Annotated in this window: 28 protein-coding genes; 7 read left to right on the top strand and 21 right to left on the bottom strand. The window is 38.3% G+C overall.

All coding sequences use genetic code 11. The features are described 5' to 3' along the window. The first annotated feature begins 90 nt into the window (after nucleotides 1-90). Nucleotides 91-291, top strand: a complete 201-nt coding sequence (locus A9970_RS25305) for a YqaE/Pmp3 family membrane protein (protein WP_075994862.1) — start codon at nucleotides 91-93, stop codon at nucleotides 289-291. A gap of 34 nt (nucleotides 292-325) precedes the next feature. Here the strand turns inward: A9970_RS25305 and A9970_RS25300 are convergent, their stop codons facing one another. Together A9970_RS25300 and A9970_RS25295 are read right to left on the bottom strand one after the other, a co-directional pair. Continuing rightward, on the bottom strand, nucleotides 326-1,111 hold the full coding sequence (locus tag A9970_RS25300; protein WP_182984139.1) for an alpha/beta fold hydrolase: 786 nt from the start codon (nucleotides 1,109-1,111) through the stop codon (nucleotides 326-328). A gap of 45 nt (nucleotides 1,112-1,156) precedes the next feature. Beyond that, nucleotides 1,157-1,591, bottom strand: a complete 435-nt coding sequence (locus A9970_RS25295; RefSeq protein WP_182984138.1) for an SRPBCC domain-containing protein — start codon at nucleotides 1,589-1,591, stop codon at nucleotides 1,157-1,159. Nucleotides 1,592-1,896: 305 nt separating this feature from the next. On the opposite strand from A9970_RS25295, the gene A9970_RS25290 reads away from it, so the two are divergent. Then, on the top strand, nucleotides 1,897-2,343 hold the full coding sequence (locus A9970_RS25290; RefSeq protein ID WP_182984137.1) for a hypothetical protein: 447 nt from the start codon (nucleotides 1,897-1,899) through the stop codon (nucleotides 2,341-2,343). 1 nt (nucleotide 2,344) lies between these two features. Here the strand turns inward: A9970_RS25290 and A9970_RS25285 are convergent, their stop codons facing one another. The 6 genes from A9970_RS25285 to arsC all read right to left on the bottom strand — a co-directional run bounded on the left by A9970_RS25285 (nucleotide 2,345) and on the right by arsC (nucleotide 6,452). Next, entirely contained in the window at nucleotides 2,345-2,791 is a 447-nt protein-coding gene (locus tag A9970_RS25285) for a hypothetical protein (RefSeq protein WP_182984136.1), read from the bottom strand. An 89-nt stretch (nucleotides 2,792-2,880) separates the two neighbouring features. Then, complete coding sequence (locus tag A9970_RS25280) at nucleotides 2,881-3,375, bottom strand: hypothetical protein (RefSeq protein WP_182984135.1); 495 nt, start codon at nucleotides 3,373-3,375, stop codon at nucleotides 2,881-2,883. Between the two features lie 19 nt (nucleotides 3,376-3,394). Further along, nucleotides 3,395-3,562, bottom strand: coding sequence for a hypothetical protein (locus tag A9970_RS25275; protein WP_182984134.1), 168 nt, complete (start codon nucleotides 3,560-3,562; stop codon nucleotides 3,395-3,397). 10 nt (nucleotides 3,563-3,572) lie between these two features. Next, nucleotides 3,573-4,331: a DUF1266 domain-containing protein gene (locus A9970_RS25270; protein ID WP_182984133.1), complete on the bottom strand. Its 759-nt coding sequence runs from the start codon at nucleotides 4,329-4,331 to the stop codon at nucleotides 3,573-3,575. Nucleotides 4,332-4,364: 33 nt separating this feature from the next. Further along, nucleotides 4,365-5,012: a hypothetical protein gene (locus A9970_RS25265; RefSeq protein WP_182984132.1), complete on the bottom strand. Its 648-nt coding sequence runs from the start codon at nucleotides 5,010-5,012 to the stop codon at nucleotides 4,365-4,367. A 1,089-nt stretch (nucleotides 5,013-6,101) separates the two neighbouring features. Then, the gene (gene arsC / locus A9970_RS25260) at nucleotides 6,102-6,452 is read right to left on the bottom strand and encodes an arsenate reductase (glutaredoxin) (protein WP_182984131.1); all 351 of its coding nucleotides are present in this window, start codon (nucleotides 6,450-6,452) and stop codon (nucleotides 6,102-6,104) included. Between the two features lie 182 nt (nucleotides 6,453-6,634). Here arsC and A9970_RS25255 point away from each other — a divergent pair, with 182 nt between their 5' ends. Next, entirely contained in the window at nucleotides 6,635-7,543 is a 909-nt protein-coding gene (locus A9970_RS25255) for an AraC family transcriptional regulator (protein WP_153846701.1), read from the top strand. 82 nt (nucleotides 7,544-7,625) lie between these two features. Continuing rightward, on the top strand, nucleotides 7,626-8,627 hold the full coding sequence (locus A9970_RS25250; RefSeq protein WP_182984130.1) for an aldo/keto reductase: 1,002 nt from the start codon (nucleotides 7,626-7,628) through the stop codon (nucleotides 8,625-8,627). A 128-nt stretch (nucleotides 8,628-8,755) separates the two neighbouring features. Here A9970_RS25250 and A9970_RS25245 read toward each other — a convergent pair whose 3' ends face one another. From A9970_RS25245 to A9970_RS28790, 9 genes are all read right to left on the bottom strand, one after another. Beyond that, nucleotides 8,756-10,492, bottom strand: coding sequence for an ATP-binding protein (locus A9970_RS25245; protein ID WP_182984129.1), 1,737 nt, complete (start codon nucleotides 10,490-10,492; stop codon nucleotides 8,756-8,758). A gap of 24 nt (nucleotides 10,493-10,516) precedes the next feature. Next, nucleotides 10,517-11,638: a sensor protein KdpD gene (locus A9970_RS25240; protein ID WP_182984128.1), complete on the bottom strand. Its 1,122-nt coding sequence runs from the start codon at nucleotides 11,636-11,638 to the stop codon at nucleotides 10,517-10,519. 62 nt (nucleotides 11,639-11,700) lie between these two features. Next, nucleotides 11,701-12,786, bottom strand: coding sequence for a porin (locus tag A9970_RS25235; RefSeq protein WP_182984127.1), 1,086 nt, complete (start codon nucleotides 12,784-12,786; stop codon nucleotides 11,701-11,703). Nucleotides 12,787-12,833: 47 nt separating this feature from the next. Next, on the bottom strand, nucleotides 12,834-13,400 hold the full coding sequence (locus A9970_RS25230) for a K(+)-transporting ATPase subunit C (protein ID WP_182984126.1): 567 nt from the start codon (nucleotides 13,398-13,400) through the stop codon (nucleotides 12,834-12,836). Nucleotides 13,401-13,425: 25 nt separating this feature from the next. Then, nucleotides 13,426-15,435, bottom strand: coding sequence for a potassium-transporting ATPase subunit KdpB (kdpB, locus tag A9970_RS25225; RefSeq protein WP_182984125.1), 2,010 nt, complete (start codon nucleotides 15,433-15,435; stop codon nucleotides 13,426-13,428). 25 nt (nucleotides 15,436-15,460) lie between these two features. Then, complete coding sequence (kdpA, locus tag A9970_RS25220) at nucleotides 15,461-17,146, bottom strand: potassium-transporting ATPase subunit KdpA (protein ID WP_182984124.1); 1,686 nt, start codon at nucleotides 17,144-17,146, stop codon at nucleotides 15,461-15,463. A gap of 141 nt (nucleotides 17,147-17,287) precedes the next feature. Further along, on the bottom strand, nucleotides 17,288-17,365 hold the full coding sequence (locus A9970_RS25215) for a potassium-transporting ATPase subunit F (RefSeq protein ID WP_182984337.1): 78 nt from the start codon (nucleotides 17,363-17,365) through the stop codon (nucleotides 17,288-17,290). Beyond that, on the bottom strand, nucleotides 17,366-17,743 hold the full coding sequence (locus tag A9970_RS25210) for a hypothetical protein (RefSeq protein ID WP_153846693.1): 378 nt from the start codon (nucleotides 17,741-17,743) through the stop codon (nucleotides 17,366-17,368). Between the two features lie 27 nt (nucleotides 17,744-17,770). Beyond that, nucleotides 17,771-17,893: a hypothetical protein gene (locus tag A9970_RS28790; protein WP_257786997.1), complete on the bottom strand. Its 123-nt coding sequence runs from the start codon at nucleotides 17,891-17,893 to the stop codon at nucleotides 17,771-17,773. A gap of 680 nt (nucleotides 17,894-18,573) precedes the next feature. On the opposite strand from A9970_RS28790, the gene A9970_RS25205 reads away from it, so the two are divergent. The 3 genes from A9970_RS25205 to A9970_RS25195 all read left to right on the top strand — a co-directional run bounded on the left by A9970_RS25205 (nucleotide 18,574) and on the right by A9970_RS25195 (nucleotide 20,777). After that, on the top strand, nucleotides 18,574-19,305 hold the full coding sequence (locus tag A9970_RS25205) for a DUF1080 domain-containing protein (protein ID WP_182984123.1): 732 nt from the start codon (nucleotides 18,574-18,576) through the stop codon (nucleotides 19,303-19,305). Between the two features lie 401 nt (nucleotides 19,306-19,706). Then, a complete protein-coding gene (locus A9970_RS25200; RefSeq protein WP_182984122.1) occupies nucleotides 19,707-20,267 on the top strand; it encodes a hypothetical protein in 561 nt (186 codons plus the stop codon). Between the two features lie 51 nt (nucleotides 20,268-20,318). After that, nucleotides 20,319-20,777: a hypothetical protein gene (locus A9970_RS25195; RefSeq protein WP_182984121.1), complete on the top strand. Its 459-nt coding sequence runs from the start codon at nucleotides 20,319-20,321 to the stop codon at nucleotides 20,775-20,777. A gap of 75 nt (nucleotides 20,778-20,852) precedes the next feature. On the opposite strand, the gene A9970_RS25190 is transcribed toward A9970_RS25195, so the two are convergent. The 4 genes from A9970_RS25190 to A9970_RS25175 form a co-directional block, all read right to left on the bottom strand. Next, nucleotides 20,853-21,323 (bottom strand): hypothetical protein, encoded by a 471-nt coding sequence (locus A9970_RS25190; protein WP_182984120.1) that lies wholly within the window; start codon nucleotides 21,321-21,323, stop codon nucleotides 20,853-20,855. A gap of 161 nt (nucleotides 21,324-21,484) precedes the next feature. Next, nucleotides 21,485-21,802 (bottom strand): multidrug efflux SMR transporter, encoded by a 318-nt coding sequence (locus A9970_RS25185; RefSeq protein WP_153848385.1) that lies wholly within the window; start codon nucleotides 21,800-21,802, stop codon nucleotides 21,485-21,487. Between the two features lie 78 nt (nucleotides 21,803-21,880). Next, nucleotides 21,881-22,438 carry a Crp/Fnr family transcriptional regulator gene (locus A9970_RS25180; protein WP_182984119.1) on the bottom strand — a complete coding sequence of 186 codons (558 nt, stop codon included), beginning with the start codon at nucleotides 22,436-22,438 and terminating at the stop codon, nucleotides 21,881-21,883. Nucleotides 22,439-22,455: 17 nt separating this feature from the next. Continuing rightward, nucleotides 22,456-22,998, bottom strand: a complete 543-nt coding sequence (locus A9970_RS25175; RefSeq protein ID WP_182984118.1) for a DUF4269 domain-containing protein — start codon at nucleotides 22,996-22,998, stop codon at nucleotides 22,456-22,458. Nucleotides 22,999-23,044: the final 46 nt, after the last annotated feature.

Here is a 23,044-nt window from a genome sequence, read left to right as displayed (position 1 = left end):
ATAACTTAATTTGCCTTAGTTGATATTATTCGCGATTTTTAATGGTGAATACCGTACTTTTGTATTTTAATGTTTATAACCCTATTATTTATGATATTAATAGCAGTCTTACTTCCTTGGTTATCGTTTTTCTTACGCGGTAAGATTCTAAGTGGCATTCTCTGTTTGATCCTACAGATGACCATACTGGGTTGGATACCCGCAGCCATTTGGGCGGTTGCATCTCGTGTTGACGGAAAAAACGAACAGCGCATACGTAAGATGGAACGTAATATGCGTAATTATAGATAAACTTTTGGCGCGAACTTATTCGATTGAACAGGTATCAATTGGGTGCCAAAAAATGCTGTATTTGTTCTAGTGTAAAATCGATCAGTTGGTCATTGACATCGCCATTAAAATCAGCCATCATATAGTTCCCATGATTAGCCGGTAAAATAAGCAGTCGAGCATGAGGAATCTGCTGTTGCATGGCAGCTAGATGTGTCGTTTTTACAACATCTTGGTCTCCCCCTATCAAAAATACCGGGCAGGTCAAAAGGCTTAAGGATTCCGTTTCGAAGTCTTTAAAGTTTATCATGCGCTGGCTATCTTTTTCATACATATTTCGAAATTTCTCCGGATCTGGATTCAGCTTCATAAAGTTCTCTTTGAGAAAAGGTGGTATATCGTTAATCGTTGAAGCTTCCATACTTTCAAAAAAACCATCTAAAAGTCCCTCTCTTTTGGTATTTCCCGATGCTGCAATCAGCTTTTCCACCTTGTCCGGATACATCGTCGCAAATTTCAAAAGTGTTGTCGCTCCATTACTAAAACCAAAAAATGATGCTTTTGCGATAGAAAAGAAGTCAAGAACAGCCGAAATATCTTTCGCATCCTGCTCGAAGGTTTCGGGAGTGGTTCTGTGTTCGGATCTTCCATGATTTTGCAGGTCTATCACAATCAACTGGTACTGGTCATGCAATCTTTTTATTGTCTCTTCAAAATCAGAGAATCCAGAGGAACCTCCGCCATGAATCAATACTAAAGGCCTTCCTGTGCCGAATATTTCGTAGTAAAGTTTTATTCCATTAGCAGGTGCATAACCGCTTTTCGATTCTATTTCACACATAATTTATTCTATAAAGTCTATATTTCTGTCAGTAGCAACACGCTTCTACAACGATTTGTTTTCTATAAATTTTTTAAAACTTAGCAAGACCCCATCGGTAAAAGACTGTTGTAGGTCCAAAGGTGTAAATGTATCAGGTTCGAAAGTTTCACGGATAATCGTATTGTTATCAATCGCCTGAAATTCAACAATACACTTTCTACCTCCACTGGTACTTTCAATATACTCCATCCAAATAATCTCATCGTATACTCCTACATAATCAAATCCCTCCCGACTATTTTTTTGTTCCATTCTAAAATTAAACATCCCGCCCGCCCTAAAGTCAATATGAACAGCAGGACAGTGCCAATCGTCAAATGGAATATTCCATTGCATAATTGCATCAGCATCATTCCAGTATTTCCAAACATCGGCTAGCTGCTTTTCAACTAAAATAACCGAAACCAAATTTTTGACAGGATGATCTTTATGTTTCATAGGATGTTTTAAATGATAAGAATACTTTTGTCTATCTACATTGGTTTAAAATCATTCCGTCCAATGTTCTGATACAAAAGATCACATTGCGCGGCACCACAATATTAATAAACTATACAGAAATTCGACTTGTCCTATGACAATATTGACGTACGCTACACACATTTTTCTGCGATACCGCGGAGCTGCACCTTATAGCTAAGGAAAGGATGAAAGCCCATCGTAAAAGGTCGATTAAAGAATAAACAGACGACTGTGGTATATTTATTGTGTGAATATCATGAAATATATAAAAACCGATTCAAATGAGAAAACTAGCATTTATAGTCATGAGCCTTGTTACTTTTACAGCCTGTAACAATGCTCCCAAGAACAGCGAATCCAAAGAAACAGCTGGCCAAAGTAAGGAAGCAACTCCGTCGGTCGGCGGCAGCAAGGATGAGCACGGTTGTTTAGTCGCGGCAGGACAAACTTGGAGCGAGATCAAACAAGGATGTATTCAGGTCTTCAATGTTGGCTTACGCCTAAATCCAACGGAGAAAGAAGAAGGAAAAGCTGTCATTAGTGCCTTTGTTGTCCTTAGCGAGGATAAATCAAAGCTAGAATTATTTTTACCTGATGACAGTAAAAAAACCATTATCCTGGATAAAGTCGAAAACGACATTTACCAAAAGGATAACTATAAATATGATGCAAAAAAATCAGCGCTTTACGTGAATAATACGATCAAGTACACAGGTGATGTTGAGTAGCCTAGAAAGATTGAACTATTGGCACAATTTGTACTACATAAGGCCCTGAGTAATGATTTCCTATCATTTTATTCTCATTCACAGTAATATGATATTGACCAACATCTTTAAATCTATAGGCAAGCTCTTGGCCAAAGGGACCATCAGCCGAACCATTGGGCAGAAAAAGCTGACTAATTCGTACATTGGCTGTATCCGTGGGAGTTTTTATTTTGATAAGAACCGAATCCGCCTGATGGACTGAAATGAAAATAGTATCCGTTTTCCCTGATACCATATTCATTTCCTTAGATCTTCCACCACCAAAAAAGGTTATGTTAGAAGGTAATTCCTGTGCCTTGTACTTAGATTCATTTGTACTGGACTGTGGCGGGCGCTGAGGTAATTGACAAGCTCCATACAGAAAAACTACCAACACATTCATGATCAATAATCGTAATTTACCCATAACGTTTTACTTAGGATAACAAAAGCAATTAGATTACAGTTTTAGCCACTTTTCTTTTTCTATACATCCAGACGTTGAAATTGAATTTGTTACATCGTCCACAAACTCCATTTTGATTTAATTGCATGTGGATTTAGTTCCCGTATTTTTTGATAAAAAACATAGAAATTTCTATTCCAGAGGGAATAGTTATGCGTAAAACTGAAAATGAACTGTCCCTTACTATCCAATTGAACGACAACTTGCCAGATATAGTGATTATTAATTTGAGTCGATGTCCTACGAAGTTCAATGATATCCACTAACCTAAAGGATCTACCCGCCCCACCTTTTCGACCGACAGCGTAGAAATAATTTTCATCAAAAAAATAATCTTCGTCACTTAACAGATTATCTTCTATACCAAATAGAAAGGGTCGTGACGACAGTTTTCTTAATTTATCTGTTTCAAAATGATCATTCATCTCATAGCTTTTTTTAACACCGTATAAATAATTTTTAGCTACATTTTTCTTATAAACTTCTGTCAACACGACAACGATCAACACATAACTGATAACCAAAACAATGCCTTTAAAATTCATTTATTCCACAAAAAAGAAATTAACTTCCACAAGTCAGATAAAACAGGGGAATTCCCCCTTCATCTTTCTCGATAGCATGTAATCCTTCGAAATAGCTATGGTCGCCGAGTTCTTTCTGAGCGATTTGTTGTTCCAATTGATAGCGCAAATCCAAAGCCGTAAAATGTAGTGGACGTGAAGGCCACATGAGATAACACTCAGACGGAATGATTACCATTCCACCATGCGACATTATTCCAGGGACTTCCTTTCTTTTCTTTAAGATACCCAATATACCTTTTCAAGTAAGATTTCCCAATTTTACTGTTTAACCCAACTTGATCTTCTCCTTCCAGAAAATGATCGGAAAATAGCAACCAATCACTAAAATGCTTTTTCGCATATACTGACAACTTTTTGAGAACATCTAATGCCACAGGTTTTGATAGATATCCAACGTCCGTTGCGGATGTCGTAATATGACTTGCTACAGCAACAACAAAAGCATTCACCCCTACTTTGGAGATATCCCAAACGGCTGTATCGATTTTGCCGTTTTTTTCTTCCAATGCGGTCCCTGTCTTTTCTATTCCAAGTAACGTAAAATATGAGCTCAACATTTCAAGACAGCTGTCTGTATCTGTTATACCAAAATCTCTTTTTAATAATTTGATAAAATCACTTCTATATTGATCAATTTTGGGATAATTTCCAAATTGATATAAGTGAATCGGATAATTTCCATCATCTCCCGTACTTCCGAATACCGTAAACCAGTCCCCAAAAACAATGACTCTAAATGCGGCTCCTAATGCATTACCAAACTGCTCTTCATAAGGAATATCCAGAAGTATTTTGTTATCATTTGCTAAACTCTCCGCCCTTTTTTCTTCTTCAGCTTTCAAAGTAAGCTCATCTTTGGCTTCATGCACACCATCCTTTGCCGCATTCAATAATTCTCTTAAAAATTTAAACATAACGGTATTGATATTAACTACTTAAAAGAAATTTTACTTACTATATTTTGCTATTAGCGCATAATCATAAGGGATTCTCATGGACAAGTCGCGTGCTTGCCAAATATCTCCTTCAGACGCCTGGTAAAAATCATAGGCATTTTTCAAGAAATTTTCACCGTTTGGAGCCTCCACCCAACTTTTCTTCTCTCGATTGTAAAGTAAAATCATACAACTCACGCAACGATAATTACCTGCTGTTTTTGGGTTTTCAAAACAAGTTCCAACTTTAATATTAATCTTCTGATTGATTATCACATCGGTCAATTTACGATCCGTGAGATGAATTAATGCAATTTGTGCATCCTCATGATCCGGTGGTAACTTCGCTATTACTAATCGTCCAAAATCTGTCTTTCTAATTTTTTCGATTTCTAAAGCCCTAAATTCTGGCGATATGCGATTTGTATCAACCGGGTATAGATCATCTTCTACAGCTGCCACTTCAGTCGTCGTTACTTCGGTAGCCCCAGCGGCAAGTAGCTGTTTATTGTTTTCATAATTTTCCCAATCTGCTGTATCGTAGGTAACCCACTGCTGTATCTTATAGAGCAAGGTTTCCCTCTTATTGACGTTGATAAAAAACGCTGCTATTAAAAATGAAACCAGCAAAATGAACAGGATAACGAGGACTCTTTTCAAACTAAAAGTATTTAATGAAGTATTTAAATCTGTAAAATCGTAAAAACATATTCCATGTTTTCATTTAATACCGTAAATCTGCACATAATTATTCAACCGGTAAATCTGGAACCCATATTAGGTCAAAACTTGGCGATATTTGTAGCTCAATAATCAATATTTGAAAACAGCAATACAATCGTTAATTTCAAATACTTTAGCCAATTACATACAACGAGACTGTATAACCCCGTAGGTCTGCTATCACCCCACGTTTTTTAAAAAATCCCTTCAGTCCCCTCAACACCCCTTTGATCATTGCCATATTTACTGGAGTAGGTTACAGACATTAAGGGTAAAACTGAAATGCATTAATACCAAATTATATCTAATAACATTTTTGAATCAATTTTTAGACAGTAGTCAATCATTGTTCATTCAGTCTACACTGAGTGATCACTGAACAAGCACTGAACGAGCACTGAATAAGCACTGTCAAAAGTTAGAATCCGATTACTATCTGATCTTCCTTTGTTGCCCTTGAAAATGATAAGAAAAAAATGAAAAATTCTCAACAAGTGGTCCTTGATACCTCATTTTAGGGAAAAATATAATACTTTGGTCAGGGACCTTTGAGACGAGATAACTATCGTATGGTTTTTATCACATTTACTCAAGATGCCCATGATATTTGAATAATTAATTCTAAAATTTACAATCTTTCGAAAGGCAGAACAATATTGTGGGAACAGGACCCTTCTCACGAATTTATACGCAATGATTATTAATTTTAAGACATTGGATCACGGTCAATCAATGCCCTTAAAGGGCATGTAACAAGGCTGATAAACGAGCGATAATTTTGAACTGATTCTTTTACCAGGATACAGCCATGGGATACACCAACAAGACCCTGATAAAGTCAGTGTAAGCATAAATAGCCTCTATAACATCAATAAACTTAATTTGCTCAAATAATAACCTGTTTAGATCACTAAAAACAAGTATTAGCTGGATCAGAGCAATAGTTTAAAAATATCTAACAAAGCTGTCAATATATTCAAAAAATGTTTCATACAATCAAGAAATATAACAATCAAGCCAGCATCGTCACTTAGCACCAATAAGTGCTAAAACTTTTTCAATAGGCCGACCAATTACTGCTACACCGTCCTTTACAACGATAGGGCGCTCAATCAAGATCGGATACTCCAGCATCACATCGATCCATTGCTCATCTGTCAAGCGAAGATTTTGGAATTTTTCCTGAAAGACCGATTCTCCTTTTCTGATAAGTTCCAAAGGTTTTAAAGCAAGTTGACCCAATAATTCAATCAATTGGCCTCTCGTCGGAACATCGTTTAAGTACTCCTGTACTTCTATATCCACAGCTTGATGCTGTAGCAGCTCCAATGCATTACAACTCTTACTACAATTTTTATTATGATAAATTTTAATCATGGTCGCAACATGTAAAGGATATCCTTGTGATAAAAAATCAATTATTGGATACCCTCAAAAATAGGAACAAAATCACAAACAGTTCAAAAAAATGCCATAGGCTAACCAAATATTCGAATTCATTTTTGAGAAACTGATCCGTTTATGACGTAGGATTGTTTCTCTTTTTTTAATTTAGTAATATGAAATCAGCCGAAAGTGTAACAGATTTTTACAAAAGGCAACCAGGTTTAACTAATTTGGATTTGCCGCTAAATAATACGGGAATTGGGCATTTCAATGTTTTCAGCAGGGAATCCTGTACTGTCGTCTCTCCGTACAATCGCCGCGATTTTTATAAAACCTCCCTTATCATAGGGCGTGGAAAACTATATTACGCAGATAAGTGGATACAAATCGATAGACCTGCCATGTTATTTGCGAATCCGGTTGTTCCATATGCTTGGGAACCCGAATCCTCAGAACAATCCGGATGGTATTGTGTATTTACAGAGGAATTTATACAGCATAGTGAACGGATAGAAAGTCTAAAAGACTCTCCCCTGTTCAAGATAGGTAGCAACCCGATTTATTTTCCGGATGAAACACAATTAGCAGAAATTTCTACAATCTTCCAAAAGATGATGGTTGAAATGAACTCGAGCTATATTCATAAAGATGATATGTTGCGAAGTTATCTACATCTTCTAATTCATGAAACGATGAAATCGAGTCCCGCAGCGAGTTTTGGATCTTATACCAATGCCTCGACCAGGGTATCGGGACTATTTCTTGAGCTGTTAGAAAGACAATTTCCAATCAATACCCTTCAACTTAGCCTGCAATTGAAAAGCCCCGCAGATTATGCGCATGCACTTTCGGTTCATATCAATCACCTCAATAGGTCGGTAAAAGAAACCACAGGCAAAACCACCAGTACACACATTGCAAACCGTGTGGCCCAAGAAGCCAAAGCTTTGTTGTTGCATACCAATTGGAATGTATCGGATATTGCCTACAGCCTGGGATTTGAATATCCATCCTATTTTACCAATTTCTTCAAAAAGCAAACCGGGATGTCTCCAAACCAAGTCCGAAGCAGTACTGTTTGAATTGTATAACAATCTGTTTGATTGTCTTAACTCGCTTCGTTTGTTCCATATGTACTTTTGTATTGAACAAAATGTAATCATTATGAAATATAGAAATCTTGGAACAACAAATGAAAAACTCTCTGCGATTGGATTAGGCTGTATGGGAATGAGCTTTGCATACGGACCTACTGACGAAAAAGAGAGTATTGCGACATTGGAAAGAGCATTGGACCTCGGCATTAATTTTTGGGATACCGCGGATATGTACGGCAACGGTGCCAATGAGGAACTTATTTCAAAAGTGCTTGTTCCCAACCGTGACAAAGTTTTTATTGCAACAAAATTTGGATTTCGCTTTAAAGATGAAATAGCAGGTCCAAGTGGTACTGCAAACACCTATTTCGATGGCTCGCCCGAATGGATAAAATTAGCGGTAGAAAAAAGTTTAAAACGCCTTAGAATCGATACCATAGATCTTTATTATGCACACCGCGTAGATCCCAATATTCCTATCGAAGAGACCGTAGGCGCTATGGCAGAATTGGTTAAAGAAGGAAAAGTGAGGTATTTGGGTTTAAGCGAAGCATCTCCCGCATCAATCATTAAAGCAAATGCCGTACACCCTATAGCTGCTTTACAGAGCGAATATTCGCTCCTTACACGTGATGTAGAAAAAGAAATCTTACAGACCGTACGGCAATTGGGGATAAGTTTAATTCCTTATGCGCCTCTAGCGCGTGGATTATTTTCCAATTCTTTAAATTTAGAAGATCTTGCTTCGGACGACTTTAGAAGAACCTTACCTCGAAATCAAGGTGAACATGCATTGAACAATGCACAATTAGTCGCCGACTTCTCCCTACTGGCAAAAGATAAAAACTGTAGTCCAATACAACTCGCTTTAGCCTGGGTGCTGGCACAGGGAAATGACATCATTCCTATTCCAGGAACTAAAAAAAGAAAATACCTGGAGGAAAATGTTGGTGCCCTTAATGTACAATTATCGCATGATGATTTAAAAAAAATAGATGAAATACTCCACAAATACCCCAATATCGGAGCACGATACAGCGAAGGCGCTATGGCTTTAGTCAACCATTAATCGATTTTTGAGATTATAAGTGGCTTGCCGGCGCCACTTATAATCTCAAAAATTTTTCTCCTCCCATCCGTCCTTGTTCTATTGTCATGATGTGCTGTATGAACAGATACGAATCGTTTAATATGGTATTAATTATCGGAAATTGCGGTACGCAATGAAAAATAGAAAGAACTTCCTGCGCCATAATCACTTTCAACACCAATTTCGCCACCTTGCGCCTCTATAAACTCTTTACTAATACTTAAACCAAGTCCTGTTCCACCTTTTTTGGACCCTGGCACACGGAAGTAACGCGCAAATATTTTATCTAGATATTTCGGCTCGATCCCTTGCCCACTGTCGGTAACGATAAATTTTGTTTTTAGTTCGCTGTTTTCCACTACTATACGAATAACCGAATCTTCATGGGAGTAACGTATCGCATTGGAAAGAAAATTTGTAAGAACCCAGGCAGTTTTCTCATTGTCAGCAAATACAGCTTTCACATTGGGGTCTACCTCGATAACAAAGTGGATATTTTTTTGATTCGCAGCAAATTGATTTGCCATGATAGCATATTCAATAATTGGCTGTATTTCCGTCGTATGTAAGTTAATTTGAATGGAACCACTTTCAACCTGCGTCATATTTAACAGTTCACCGGTTATTTGAAGCAGGCGGTTAGAATCATCTTTTATTCCGTTTAACAATGTAAGCTGCTCGGTATTCAGATGACCTATTTGCTCGTTTTCCAACAATTGGACCCCCATCTGAATCGCCGCAATAGGTGTTTTGAACTCGTGCGAAACAGTACCGATGAAGTTTGTTTTTGCAAGATCAAGTTCCTTAAATGGCGTAATATTCTTTAGGATAACCACCTGCCCGATAAACTTTGGTTCAAGTTCACCCGTAGGCAAAACATTGATATCGATAACATCTTTTTCAAAATAGCTTTCTCTATCGTCTGCATAAATTTTAACCGCATTTTTTTCACGTTTTTCTACAGGAAGAAAAAGATCCTTAAAAATATCCTTAGCAAGATCATTTTCATCTGAAACCGCTAAAGCAGATCTTCCGAGAAGTTGATCTTTATGTAGATTTGTGATGCGAAGTGCTTCCTCGTTGACAAAAATGACACGTCGCTCTTCGTCGAAGCCTATCACCGGATCATGCATATGATCAACAAGAGACTCTATTCGTCTTTTTTCCTTTAAAATTTTTTCAAGTTTACTTTCAGCGTATTCTTCAAGTTTCTCTGCCATGGAATTAAATGAAGCGACGAGTTCCGCAAACTCACCTCCGCTCTGTACCTGAATACGCTCTTTGTAGTTCTGTCCTGCAATTTGTCGAATACTCGCTGTCAATTTCGCAATGGGGTCAGCTATATTGGACGGTAAATTAACCAGCAATATAAAAGCAATGATAAAACAGAGTGCCCCGGCAAATGAAATGACCAAAATTGCATGTTCGGCGGTGCGATCCGCAATAATACTCTTCCGAGAAATTGCCGTCATATTTTGTTCCATTAACAAGGCAATATCCTTTCTGATAGACGAGACAATAGTAACGTCTAAGGGCTTATCTCTCAGTTTTAAAAAATGTTTGGCAATTGCGTTTGTTGTTTGCTGCTCTCCGACTTCGGTAACATTTTTCCGTTGTTTGTCAAGATTGATCTGGAAATTGTTAAAAGCAGCTTTTTCAACAGGAATTTCCTCTAATGCCAATAACATATTCTTGGCGTACAGCAGCGTATTGTAGTTCGCTGTCAGTATATTTGCGGTATCCTTTTTTAATCGGTTTACATACCAACCACTTAGCGCGGCAAGTAGAAAGATCATGAGAAAAAGTGATCCTACACCAAAGGTAAGTTTCGTTTTTATTTTCATCTTATTCACAATTTGTCTTTATCATTAAGACAATATAATCAGGTCGATGTCTTTGGTCGACAGTTGTGCCAGCAGTTTGCTAAATGTATCCTTAGCAAGTAACATCCTTAAAAGAGATAATCGTGGTTTTCCAATGCAAACTGTGGTGATCTTGCGGAGCTCGCACAAAGCGATGATCTCTTTTGCCACACTATGACTTTCTACTTTGATAATTTCTCCACCAAGTTCTGTCGCCAGTTTAAAGTTATTGATCAGGTGCCGTTGTTTATTTAAAGCTATCCGATCTCCGCGCTCTTTTGGCAACTGTACATAGAGCAAAAACCAACTGCTATTGTAATATCCTGCTAAGCGTGCTGTTTTTCGGATGACGTTTTTTGCTTTTATTTCATTAGAACTTATACAAGCCAGGAAACGCTCCTTTCGCACCCATCGTTGGGGTTGAACTTCAATCTCTACTTTGCGTTGAACCTGGGAGGCAACTTCTTTCAACGCCATTTCACGCAATTGTAAGATATGTTCGCTTTTAAAGAAGTTTTGAAGCGCTGCCTGAATTTTTGACGCATCATAGATCTTGCCCTCTTTTAGGCGAATGATAAGCTCTTCTGCAGTAAGATCAATATTAACGACTTCATCTGCGGAATCAATAACACTGTCGGGAACACGTTCTTGCACTTCAACACCTGTAATCGCTTTGACCTCCTCGTTTAAACTCTCAATATGCTGGATATTAACAGCGCTGATCACATTAATCCCCGCTTCAAGAATCTCCATAACATCCTGCCATCTTTTGGTATTTTTGCTACCTTCAATATTGGTATGTGCCAGCTCATCGATAATGACAACCTCGGGATGTGAATTCAAGACAGCATAAAGGTCCAGTTCCTCCAACTGTTTGCCTTTGTAAAAAAGATGGCGTCGGGCGATAAGGGGTAGACCGTCGAGCAATTGATGTGTTTCTTTCCGATTATGTGTCTCAATATAGCCAATACGCACATCGATTCCTCCCTGTAAAAGGGTATGTGCATCCTGTAACATGCGGTATGTTTTTCCTACGCCTGCACTCATACCGATATAAAGTTTGAAGCGACCTCTTCTCGATTTCCGAATAAGGTCCAAAAAGTGTTCAGCGCTTTTCCTCTCTTCCATTTTTATTGCCTTTCATTTCAGAAGGTTCCTGCCGATCCAACACACGGCAGGAACGATTGTTTTTAAAAACTAACGGTAAGTGCTGTTACAGCCGTTACACTATTTTTCACCAACTTATTTGTCCGATCAAGGAAAATAGCATCTTTATTTGTGAGATTACGTAGTTCCGTACGCCAAAGAACATTGGGAAGAATGGCATAATCTGCATTTAAAGAATAGCCAAACGTTTGAAAACCTTGCTCTGTAGTCGTAGAAACGATCACACCATGCTTATCGTTGTAATATTCTCCTCTTGCTGTTAAGCTAAATTTTTCGGTCGTCGCGTATCGTGCAATTAACACGGGGGTGTACCATGCATTGTACTTTGAGCTACCTTTTGCTTTTTGTTCCGCTCCAATATCAAATCCGAATGTGATTCCCAGCTTTTCGTTCATTTGATAAATTGCATATAGGTTATGAAAATAACGCATCTGTCTGACGCTATCCGCTTTGTCACTGCCTATAAAAGAACCACTATTGATGGTCCATTTATCTGTCGGTTTATAGACCAATTGATGCCCAAATGCCGGCAAACTGCTACCATCCACCCGTTGAATCCGCTGCCATCCGTTTAAAATCAGCCCACTTAAAAACAGTTTTCCCGATGCGGATGTATAGGATATTTTTGCTCCTGTTTCAAAATAAGGGGAATTATCCGCAAAAATACTTCTTGTTACAGTCCAATTATCCTTTCCTATAGCGCTTTCAAAGCCCAAATGGGAAGAAAATATGCCAGCATCGATCCATAAATTATGTTTTTTCGAGATACGAATACCGGCGTTCGCTTCGTAAATATTTTTTAAGACTCCGGGTTCCGCACCGTAGTTGGCATTCATATATGTACCGACACCTAAAGCAAGATTTGCACGGGTATTTGTTGTTTCGTATGCAGCTTTTAAAAGTGCCAAGTTTATGTTTACTTCATTCGTCCTATTGTGACTATATACAAAGCCTGGACGCGTATTTCCAAGTGGATTGTTAAAGTCCCGGAGGTAATATGCTTCAAGGTAACCACTGATAGACAATCGGGTATTTTGAGTCGTATCTTGTTGTGCAAATAATTGTGTTGCCCCTGCGAGTAAACAGGCCAACATCGCTAGTTTTTTCATGTAAATTGTTCTTATAAAATGTATATCGATGACTCTTTAGGTCAATTTTATTTTTCAACCATCTTGTCCAAAGCAATATTTAGTTCAAGGACATTGATTTTGCGAGGTCCAAACATATTCCATAAAGGCGTCTGAACGTGGGCATCAACAAGAGACTGTAGGCTATTTACCGATATACCTCTCGCTTTCGCAACACGATCAATTTGTATTTTTGCGGCCTCTATAGAGATATCTGGATCCAAACCACTACCACTGGCTGTAACAATGTCTACCGGTATCTGTTCGCGTTTTACAGTAGGATTGTGGACTAAGAAAGTATCGATACGGGCCCTAACTTCCGAAAGATATTCCCCATTAGAGGGTCCTTTGTTACTTCCACCCGATCCGGCAGCATTATAACCAACAGCTGAAGGACGCGACGAGAAGTAATCATCACGCGTAAAGGCCTGTCCAATATTTCTGTAATACTTTTGGCCATTGTACTCAAGCATTTCCCCTTTTCCATGATTGGGTGCTATTTGAGCTATTGCCCATACGAGGGCTGGATATACCACTGAGAGCAGGAGCAATAAGATAATTGTAATCTTTATTGCCGGATATATATGTGTTTTCATCTTTGCTTTTATTATTAAAAATGTATTAGATAAATAGGGAAACCAGTAGGTCTATGACCTTGATACCAATAAATGGAACGAGTACTCCACCAAGTCCAAAAACGAGCAGATTTCTCCGTAACAGTGCGCTTGCACCTATAGGTTTGTATGCGACTCCTTTCAATGCCAAAGGAATCAGTAATGGGATAATAATTGCGTTAAAGATGACAGCTGATAGTATGGCACTTTGTGGACTACTGAGCTGCATAATGTTTAAACCTTGAAGTGCGGGTATTGCTGCAATAAACAAGGCCGGAATGATAGCAAAATATTTGGCGACATCATTTGCAATACTAAACGTTGTTAGCGTACCCCTGGTCATCAACAATTGTTTGCCTATCTCCACAACCTCAATCAGTTTGGTTGGATCATTGTCGAGATCGACCATATTTCCGGCCTCTTTTGCAGCTTGTGTACCGCTGTTCATCGCTACACCAACATCGGCTTGTGCAAGTGCCGGAGCATCGTTTGTACCATCCCCCATCATGGCGACCAATCGTCCATCAAGCTGTTCTTTTTTGATATAGTTCATCTTGTCTTCAGGTTTCGCTTCGGCTATGAAATCATCCACTCCAGCTTTTTCCGCAATATATTTGGCCGTCAACGGATTATCTCCCGTCACCATAACAGTTTTGATACCCATTTTTCGTAACCTTTCAAAGCGTTCATGGATTCCGGGTTTTATCACATCCTGCAATTCTATGACACCGAGAACCTTTTCATTCTCTGCAACGACCAATGGGGTTCCCCCATTTTGAGCGATAAGCTTTACGCGTTCATCTATTTCCTGAGGAAACAGATTTCCAGCCTTTACAATGATATTCCGAATAGCATCTGTTGCACCTTTACGAATACGTGTCTGTGCAAAGTCTATTCCCGAGCTACGGGTCTCCGCGGTAAACTTAATGAATGCAGGATTTTCGACCTTATAGCTCGATGGATTGGCACCAGCCAATTCGATAATTGATTTCCCTTCCGGTGTTTCATCCGCCATGGAGCTCAATGTGGCCGCACGTACCAGAGCTTCCTTCAGGACGCCATCTGCGGGGTAAAAATTTGTCGCCTTACGATTTCCGATCGTAATAGTTCCAGTTTTATCAAGCAACAAGACATCAATATCTCCTGCCGTTTCAACTGCCTTGCCACTTTTTGTTATAACATTTGCACGAAGTGCACGATCCATTCCCGCGATACCAATTGCCGATAAAAGACCACCTATTGTTGTTGGAATCAGACAGACAAAAAGTGAAATAAACGACGCAATGGTGATACCAACATTGGCATAATCCGCAAATGGTTTTAAGGTCACCGTTACTATAATAAATACAAGTGTAAAACCTGCCAAAAGGATTGTTAATGCAATCTCGTTAGGTGTTTTTTGGCGGCTTGCCCCTTCGACCAATGCGATCATCTTATCCAAAAAGCTTTCACCCGGTTCTGTCGTGACCTGCACGACAATTCGATCAGATAAAACCTTGGTACCACCGGTAACTGAACTTTTATCACCCCCAGACTCGCGGATCACCGGTGCTGATTCTCCGGTAATTGCACTCTCATCTATGGTTGCCAATCCCTCAATAATCTCCCCATCCAATGGAATTACATCACCAGCCTGGCAAACAAAAACATCATCTTTTTTCAGTTGAGCGGACGAAACTACCCGACCATCACGCAGAGTTGCTGGAGTTTCCTCCCGAGTTTTCCGAAGACTATCTGCTTGCGCCTTACCGCGGGCTTCGGCAATTGCCTCAGCAAAATTTCCAAACAATAAGGTTAAAAATAGAATAAGAAATACCGTAAAATTATAACCAAGTGTACCTTGTGATTTTTCCCCAGTCATTATCCAAAGACAAACGACGGCCATAATCAGCGTCCCGATTTCCACAGTAAACATCACCGGATTACGGAACATTATTTTAGGATTTAGCTTCACGAAAGATTGCTTTAACGCTTGTTGTACAAGCTCTTTCTGAAACAATGTTTGTTGATTGCTCATTTTTAGAATTCTTTAATTTTAAGTACTACATGGAAAAATATTCCGCAATTGGACCCAATGCCAACGCAGGGAAGAAAGAGAGTGCTGCGATAATCGCGATCACAGCGAATACCATTAAACCGAATGTACTTGTATCTGTTTTTAGCGTTCCCTCACCTTCAGGTATAAATTTTTTCTCAGCCAATAATCCAGCAATAGCAATTGGGCCTATAATCGGTATAAAGCGGCCGAGTAACAATACGATACCTGTCGAAATGTTCCACCAAATTGTATTATCTCCAAGACCTTCAAACCCACTACCATTGTTGGCTGCGGATGAAGTATATTCGTACAATATTTCACTAAAACCATGGAATCCAGGGTTATTCAAAGTAGAAGCACCTTGGGCTGGAAACGCTGTAGCAAGTGCTGTACCGACAAGGATTAGAAAAGGATGGGCAAGAGCAACAATCATAGCGATTTTCATTTCCCGCGCTTCAACTTTCTTACCCATAAACTCTGGTGTACGCCCCACCATCAAGCCACTAATGAAAACGGCAAGTATAATAAAAATGAAGAAATTGAGTATCCCCGCGCCTACACCGCCATAAAAAGCATTTACCATCATCGCTATAAGTTCGTTCATACCAGATAAGGGCATGTAACTATCATGCATAGAATTGACAGAACCCGTCGAAATCATCGTTGTAACAATACTCCAAAACCCCGATGCCGCTGCACCAATGCGTATTTCCTTTCCCTCCATGGCGCCCATAGACGTGTCAATACCCATCTGTGCAATCGCTGGATTTCCAGCCATCTCCATTTTTATATTTGGTATTGTCAGGATGATAAACCCAATGGTCATCACACCAAACATCATCCATGAAAATTTACGCTTGCGAATAAAAAAACCGAATGCAAATATCATCGCCATCGGGATAATAAACTGGGCAATCATTTCCACCATATTGGTCAAATAATTGGGATTTTCAAATGGATGCGCACTGTTTGCACCGAAAAAACCACCTCCATTTGTACCAAGATGTTTAATTGGGACAAAGGCAGCTACTGGTCCTCGGCTTACCTGTACGGTATCTCCAGCGACAGTAATCATGCTGTCCTTACCTTCGAAAGTCATCGGCATGCCTTGGAATACGAAGATGGCTGCAACCAAGACAGAGATAGGCAGTAAAATCCGGGTGCAAGACTTCACAAAGAAATCGTAAAAATTGCCCAATTGTGTTGTTGTCTTATCCCTAAAAGCTTTGAAAATAACCACTGCAGCAGCCATTCCCACGCCTGCCGTCACGAATTGAAGAAACATGAGCCAAATTTGTCCTAGATAGCTCACTCCTGATTCACCGGAATAGTGCTGGAGATTACAGTTGACCAAAAAAGAGATACTGGTATTAAAGGCCAAATCAGCAGTCATTCCAGGATTCCCATCTGGATTTAAAGGCAAATGTCCCATATTCATCAGGATAACCATGCTCAACAGGAACCACAGTAGATTAATTGTCAAAAGAGCAACGAGGTGCTGTTTCCAGGTCATCTGGAGGCTAGGATTAATTCCTGTCACCCGATAAAAAAATCGTTCCAATGGTTGAAACAATGGATCTAACCAGGTTTTTTCATTGCCATATACCTTAGCTATATATTTCCCAAGGGGAAGTCCGAGTAGTAATGTTACGGTGAACATCACTATGATTCCAAGAATCTCTGTATTCATTTCTTTAGTTGATTTGTATAAAAAGTGTATCATGACCGATCGTCATCTAACCTCAAGCTCTTCTTTTCGCTATGTAACACGAAAAGAACTGACTGAAAGCAGGATTTCATCGCCGACGATAGAGAATGAGTAATCTTGTTATTAAAATTTTTCTGGCTTTAGAAGTACATAACAGATATATGCAAAAACCAGTAGTGCTACAATAAATAAAGCTGCCATTTACTTTGATATTAATAGATTATGAATTTGTTGCCCTTTAAGGACCTCTAAAAATGGTGTTGGTAGCTGAGCTTCGATTACCGCCCATGCATTGACCGAACTGATGCGCCGAAGACCTCCTAAAGATCTTACAAAGAGATTTTCCAGAATGTATTTGACATAATGGTTTCCTCGTCCATAAATCATTCCGAGGAAATGAATATGCTGGCAAATTTTGTCCGTACTTTGCAATACAATTAAGCTCCGAAGATGATTAATAACAGCCTGTAAGGCTCCTGCAAAATTGTGCTTTCGCAATAAGAAATTAATCTCTGATCGGATTTCCTTATAATGGAGCGCCATATACAAACCTGCACCGTATTGATTTAATTTTTTCATGTTGTGTGTAAAACTATACTTCAAAATCTAACCGATATAGAGTTGAAAAATCATTGCAATAATCAATACCACTACTATGATCTTCGCTATACGGTCTCCCGATAAATTATGCGCGGAACTTCTGCCTTTATTTTCTTGCTTCTCTTTCATATTATTTCTTTTATATTTTGCCGAAAAAGTCGACCATTTTATAGAATAACCAGAAGAACAAAATTCCAGTTATGACGAGTATGATTGTTATTGCCATTGTTAAATTTTATTAGTGAATCGCGATTTCATTTTGTTAACTTCAATTACATGCCAGCAGCATTGCCGATCGTCCCCTTCGGAGGGCTCTTGCCACATACTTTTCTTTTCCGTCCTGTTTTCATATTTACATTCATTTGTCCCAATAAGCCAAACAGCGTTCCACTATGCCAGAAAACAACATAACACACTATTAATCAGGTGTTATAAAAAATAAACCACAAAATAGCATTGGAGAATCCTATCATTTTGATAAGGTTATTTTATCAAAATGAGAATGACTATGCTGAAAATGTGATCAAATCATTATAATGTGTAACTTGTCATGTATACTTGAAAGGTGACCAAAAAACATAGACGGTTTGAACCGGTCTATTCTATAAAATGACGGAAAGAATGTTTTAAAAATTCATAAATGAATAGGAGAATAGGTGAACCTCCGGATGAGTATTAGCAGAAGTACTATGTAACAAATTTGCAAAGGAACATGAAATTATCGCCAAAAGTTCATATTAAAAATTATTTTAGGGGATACATATTAAATGGGAAAACTTATTAAAGAGACACTTATACAAATAAAAACAATGATAAACTTAAACCTTTTCAAAAAAATCATCTTATCGGTCTTTATGGGCTGTATTTTACTCTCCTGTCAAAATGAAAAAAGCAGTCCGAATACATTGACAGAAGAAGAGCAAAGTAACGGCTGGCAACTTCTATTTGATGGTACCACGCTTAACAATTGGCATACCTACAATAATAGTAAAAATGCTCCTACAGCCTGGGTCGTTAAAAATGGGACTATTTATTGCAATCCAAACAGTGAAAGCCAAAAATATGACTTAGTATCGGACAAAGAGTATAAAAATTATGAGTTTAAGTTTGAATGGAAGCTCGAAAAAGAGGGAAATAGTGGCGTTTTTGTCAATGTACAGGAAAGACCGGATATCAATGCGACCTATCATTCAGGACCAGAATACCAGTTGTTGGCAGATTCCCATCCTGATTTTGATAAGCCGCTAAAGCGTTCCGGCTGTCTTTATACTTTTCTACCGCAGCAAAACTTTGTCAATATTAAAGCACAGGATGATTGGAATGAATCGAGTATTATTCAGAAAGACGGAAAGGTAACGTTCTACCTGAATGGTAAAATCACTGCTGAAATGGATTTTAATTCCGCTAAATGGAAAGATTTGGTAAAACATAGTAATTTCAAAGATTATCCAGAGTTTGGTAAACATATTAGTGGGAAATTAGCACTACAGGATTGGTCCAGAGGTGTTTCATTTAGAAACCTAAAAATAAAGTCCTTGTAACAAAAAAGATCCTTAGCGTAAGCTAAGGATCTTTTTTGTTACAAGGACTTTAACTCTTATGATCTCAGCCCGGTCGTCTGGCTTTAACCCTCCTATTATCTTCCTGTTCCGCTTTCATTCCCCGCCTTTTGTCCACTGTCTTTGCCAATGAAATACGTCAGGAGTTAAGCTCTCCCATCGCTAGACATTCAGTCCTTAATAAAAGTGTCTGCACCTTGATTTGAAAAAGACGCCTTATACCCCCCAAAAACTGCACAAGTATTTAGTAGGCTAAAAAGAATTTAAAATCAAAATACAAATCAAACAAGAAATAAAATACTACAAAAAATAAATTGTAGCGAATTAAATTTCAAAAACGTTATCTAAAGTAAGTCACATAAAATCCTGACTTAACTATATTAATGAAGAAAATTATATTCATCGTCCTAGTCTCCCTGATTTCGTTGGAAGGATATGGGCAAGAAAACATGCAAAAAAATTCAGAAATTCGGGTGGGTTATGGCCTTATTCCAGCCCAAGAGATCGGTACAATGCTCGGTGAGGGAATATTTATGGGTTTACTCGGAAGAGAAGTAGAACATTCCAGCGGAACTGGCACATTTACTGCCGGGTATTCACGTAATTTAAACAAAAGACTGTCTATAGGCATCGACGGATTTTATGGTAAAAATACGGTTTCTTACAAAGATGATCTTGGGGATTCAAAATGGAATGTTTTTGGGGGACTTTTGAATATGCAATATAGCTATTTGAATAAAACTAAACTTAAACTATATGGAAAAGGAGGTTTGGGCTATGCAAAATTTAACAATAGACAAAAAGAAGATAGAGCGAGCTTCGGTGCGCTATCCTATCAATTTACGCCGATAGCCATTCGTTACGGTAATAAAATAGGTATCTATGGCGAATTTGGATTCGGCTACCTCGGGATTGCAAATGTCGGGATATCCTTCAAATTGTAAATTATCCAATTTTGGTGCTTCAATAACAGTTAAAACAAACAAAAAAATATTATGTTAAAACTTACAATATCAGTAATTGCTGTCGCACTCGCTGCAAGCAGTTGTTCAACAACATTAAATACGAAAAAAATGAATACGGATACAACTGGTCTTTCCGTAAAAATTCAATCAACAAATGCTATTGCAGTTAAAAATCCAACGGGCAAGATTCGTCTGTATGCAGTTTCGGCCCAGATAGCAGATGTACCAGCTACAATGATTCTGGAAAAGAGTTTTACAGCGAACCAAATACCTTTTGATCTCAAACTCGATTTACCTAAAAATCACCTTAAGCTCATCCAGCCTAAAGTCAGTGACGCTGAGCCCATAAAATACTACGTAACATTAGATTGGGATTCCAACGGAGACGGCGAAAAGGGAAAAGGAGATATTGCGATTGACTTCAACAAAAAGTTTCCTACCGTGGTCCTTGGACAAGAAAATGAAATTTTTGTCGCAGAATCCAAATAATAAAAAAGTTTCCCAAGAGGTATTCGTCGGAGAACGAGATAGCTCTTGGGAAACCACACTTCAATGAGCAGTAAACTACCGCCAGTCAATTCTTGTATCTATCCAAAAACAATCTCTATTCCGCCGAAATAAGTCGTCCGGTCTTTGGTGATTGTAGATAAGTTCTTCCAAGGCGTTAAAATTATAGCGAAACATGTCTTCATCTTTTGATTGAATGGGGCGCAGAATTGAATCTTCATCATCGATAAAAATGTCGGATTCGAAAATATTGATTCGATGCGCATTCACCCATGCAATAGCCGTCTCCTTACTCATGTGCTCCAATGCTTTGGTCGCTTCCTGAAATTGTTTCATTTCCCAGGGAAGATCTTCGGGATAATGTGAGGCAATGTAATCTTGATAAGCTTTTATATCACCTTCACGGAGACATTCGTTGCGAAGCAACAGCCTTGTTGTATCCCGAGCAAAGCTAATATACTCCGGTCGCATAAATAGGCCGTACCTTTTACTATACAATTCTATTTTTTCAGCTAGTTCTTGCCTCATAATTTAATTGCGCAGCAAAAATCATCCCAACCTACTCTCTTCTAAGGAGTTTAGACTAAAAAAAATAGATTTTATATATTTTTAACAATCCAATTGAAGAAAATTGAGCGCATATTCTATTTTTTTTATGTACACTGAGATAAATAACATTTCCAGTATTTTTAAAAAATCTTTAAGCCAATAATTCCTGCGACGATCAATGTTGCAGACAGGAGTCTAAATACATTGGCCGAATCTCCGAAAAAAAAGATTCCGACCATTAATGTGCCCACTGCCCCTAAACCTGTCCATACAGCATATGCTGTACCTATAGGAATAGTTTTTTGAGCATAAAATAATAATCCGCCACTAATGCTCATGGAGACAATAGCCAATAGGATCCAACCAAATTTATTTGAATCTGGCTGTTGAGCCATTTTTAATCCGAGCGGCCAGCCAATTTCAAAAATGCCAGCAATAATCAATGCAATCCAATTCATTTCCAATAGTTTAAATTTCTAAAGCAAAGATAATCCCTATATAAGGGGCATTTTTTGACTTATATCAAAATCGTGTACTTATCGCCGTATCCGGCTAAGCGTTTCCTGTGTAATTCCTAAATATGATGCAATATGACCAAGATTAATTCTATTTAACAAATTTGGCTGTAGGCGGATGAGAGATTGATATCGTTCTACTGCAGATTCGGTATGCAGGGACATAATCCGTTCTTCAAGAATAATACAAACCTCCTCAGCAATCTTTCGGCCTATAAGATTTAGTTCAGGATAAATCCTATACAATTCATTCAAATCGTCCACAGAAATTGCATAAATCTCGGAGTCTTCCAGAAACTGAATATTTTCAAAAGAGGGCTTTTCAGTATATACGGGCAAAATCGATCCAAAAATCTGGTTTTCCTCACCAAACCAACTGTTCATTTCACGTCCATTTTTAAAGAAATAAGCACGAATCAGTCCTGTACGCAAAACAAAATAGCTTGATAAATGCTGCCCCTCCCTCAAAAAATGCTCACCCTTTTTCTTAAAAAAATAACGAGTTCTATTTTCTACCGCTTTCTCAATTGCTTCATTGAGATAGCCATATTTTTTAAATTGTTCAATTAGGGGATTCATACTATTTTAGATTAAAATCATTCATTGTTTATCGAATTATCTGCTGGATTATACTTTAAAAGTTCTGTATATGCATCGCCTTCAATTCCCAATAGCTGACAAAATGCAGGTTCAGTTTTTACCCCGCTTCTTTTGAGCTGCCTGACCTGCTCAGCGAATTCTTTCCCCCTCAATTGAATGATTTCATGCTCTTTAAGCATATGTAAATATCCATTCTGAATTTCAGTTGCTTTATCCGTTGCATAAATTTCAAAAAGCTGTTCCTCAATAGAGAAACTGCACACGATTACATGACTGGTAGCCCGCTGTAACCGAAAATGTGCATGCTGCGAAAAATTAAGAGACAGCTTTTCTTCAAGAGCATCAAAATCATCTACACGCAGAATAATGTCTATATCACTCCCATCAACATCTATCTGAATCGGTATTGTACCAACTACAATCGGACTGTAATCCTCAAGACGGTTAATAATCTGATAATCCATCAGTAACCGATAGGCTTTTTTCTGCACTTCATTTCCACTATTCAAATAGTCTATATTTCTAAAATTTATGGTCATAAGCAAATAGATAATTCGATCGCATAAAATAGGTCTGAATATACTA

Origin of the sequence: Sphingobacterium sp. UME9, from assembly GCF_014170215.1 — a bacterium.
Classification (GTDB): domain Bacteria; phylum Bacteroidota; class Bacteroidia; order Sphingobacteriales; family Sphingobacteriaceae; genus Sphingobacterium; species Sphingobacterium paramultivorum.
The sequence above is the reverse complement of the archived record's forward strand: the minus strand, read 5'-3'. Positions and strand labels throughout refer to the sequence as shown.

Excerpts from the sequence above, each read along its gene's own strand:
- A9970_RS25200 (WP_182984122.1), top strand. The coding sequence starts at position 19,707 with ATGAAGAAAATTATATTCATCGTCCTAGTCTCCCTGATTTCGTTGGAA.
- A9970_RS25185 (WP_153848385.1), bottom strand. The coding sequence starts at position 21,802 with ATGAATTGGATTGCATTGATTATTGCTGGCATTTTTGAAATTGGCTGG.
- A9970_RS25235 (WP_182984127.1), bottom strand. The coding sequence starts at position 12,786 with ATGAAAAAACTAGCGATGTTGGCCTGTTTACTCGCAGGGGCAACACAA.
- A9970_RS28790 (WP_257786997.1), bottom strand. The coding sequence starts at position 17,893 with ATGAAAGAGAAGCAAGAAAATAAAGGCAGAAGTTCCGCGCATAATTTA.
- A9970_RS25270 (WP_182984133.1), bottom strand. The coding sequence starts at position 4,331 with ATGTTTAAATTTTTAAGAGAATTATTGAATGCGGCAAAGGATGGTGTG.
- A9970_RS25195 (WP_182984121.1), top strand. The coding sequence starts at position 20,319 with ATGTTAAAACTTACAATATCAGTAATTGCTGTCGCACTCGCTGCAAGC.
- A9970_RS25190 (WP_182984120.1), bottom strand. The coding sequence starts at position 21,323 with ATGAGGCAAGAACTAGCTGAAAAAATAGAATTGTATAGTAAAAGGTAC.
- A9970_RS25175 (WP_182984118.1), bottom strand. The coding sequence starts at position 22,998 with ATGACCATAAATTTTAGAAATATAGACTATTTGAATAGTGGAAATGAA.
- A9970_RS25255 (WP_153846701.1), top strand. The coding sequence starts at position 6,635 with ATGAAATCAGCCGAAAGTGTAACAGATTTTTACAAAAGGCAACCAGGT.
- A9970_RS25205 (WP_182984123.1), top strand. The coding sequence starts at position 18,574 with ATGATAAACTTAAACCTTTTCAAAAAAATCATCTTATCGGTCTTTATG.
- A9970_RS25290 (WP_182984137.1), top strand. The coding sequence starts at position 1,897 with ATGAGAAAACTAGCATTTATAGTCATGAGCCTTGTTACTTTTACAGCC.
- A9970_RS25180 (WP_182984119.1), bottom strand. The coding sequence starts at position 22,438 with ATGAATCCCCTAATTGAACAATTTAAAAAATATGGCTATCTCAATGAA.
- A9970_RS25240 (WP_182984128.1), bottom strand. The coding sequence starts at position 11,638 with ATGGAAGAGAGGAAAAGCGCTGAACACTTTTTGGACCTTATTCGGAAA.
- A9970_RS25250 (WP_182984130.1), top strand. The coding sequence starts at position 7,626 with ATGAAATATAGAAATCTTGGAACAACAAATGAAAAACTCTCTGCGATT.
- A9970_RS25295 (WP_182984138.1), bottom strand. The coding sequence starts at position 1,591 with ATGAAACATAAAGATCATCCTGTCAAAAATTTGGTTTCGGTTATTTTA.
- A9970_RS25305 (WP_075994862.1), top strand. The coding sequence starts at position 91 with ATGATATTAATAGCAGTCTTACTTCCTTGGTTATCGTTTTTCTTACGC.
- A9970_RS25275 (WP_182984134.1), bottom strand. The coding sequence starts at position 3,562 with ATGTGGCCTTCACGTCCACTACATTTTACGGCTTTGGATTTGCGCTAT.
- arsC (WP_182984131.1), bottom strand. The coding sequence starts at position 6,452 with ATGATTAAAATTTATCATAATAAAAATTGTAGTAAGAGTTGTAATGCA.
- A9970_RS25215 (WP_182984337.1), bottom strand. The coding sequence starts at position 17,365 with ATGGCAGCTTTATTTATTGTAGCACTACTGGTTTTTGCATATATCTGT.
- A9970_RS25280 (WP_182984135.1), bottom strand. The coding sequence starts at position 3,375 with ATGAATTTTAAAGGCATTGTTTTGGTTATCAGTTATGTGTTGATCGTT.
- kdpB (WP_182984125.1), bottom strand. The coding sequence starts at position 15,435 with ATGAGCAATCAACAAACATTGTTTCAGAAAGAGCTTGTACAACAAGCG.
- A9970_RS25245 (WP_182984129.1), bottom strand. The coding sequence starts at position 10,492 with ATGAAAATAAAAACGAAACTTACCTTTGGTGTAGGATCACTTTTTCTC.
- kdpA (WP_182984124.1), bottom strand. The coding sequence starts at position 17,146 with ATGAATACAGAGATTCTTGGAATCATAGTGATGTTCACCGTAACATTA.
- A9970_RS25230 (WP_182984126.1), bottom strand. The coding sequence starts at position 13,400 with ATGAAAACACATATATATCCGGCAATAAAGATTACAATTATCTTATTG.
- A9970_RS25300 (WP_182984139.1), bottom strand. The coding sequence starts at position 1,111 with ATGTGTGAAATAGAATCGAAAAGCGGTTATGCACCTGCTAATGGAATA.
- A9970_RS25285 (WP_182984136.1), bottom strand. The coding sequence starts at position 2,791 with ATGGGTAAATTACGATTATTGATCATGAATGTGTTGGTAGTTTTTCTG.
- A9970_RS25210 (WP_153846693.1), bottom strand. The coding sequence starts at position 17,743 with ATGAAAAAATTAAATCAATACGGTGCAGGTTTGTATATGGCGCTCCAT.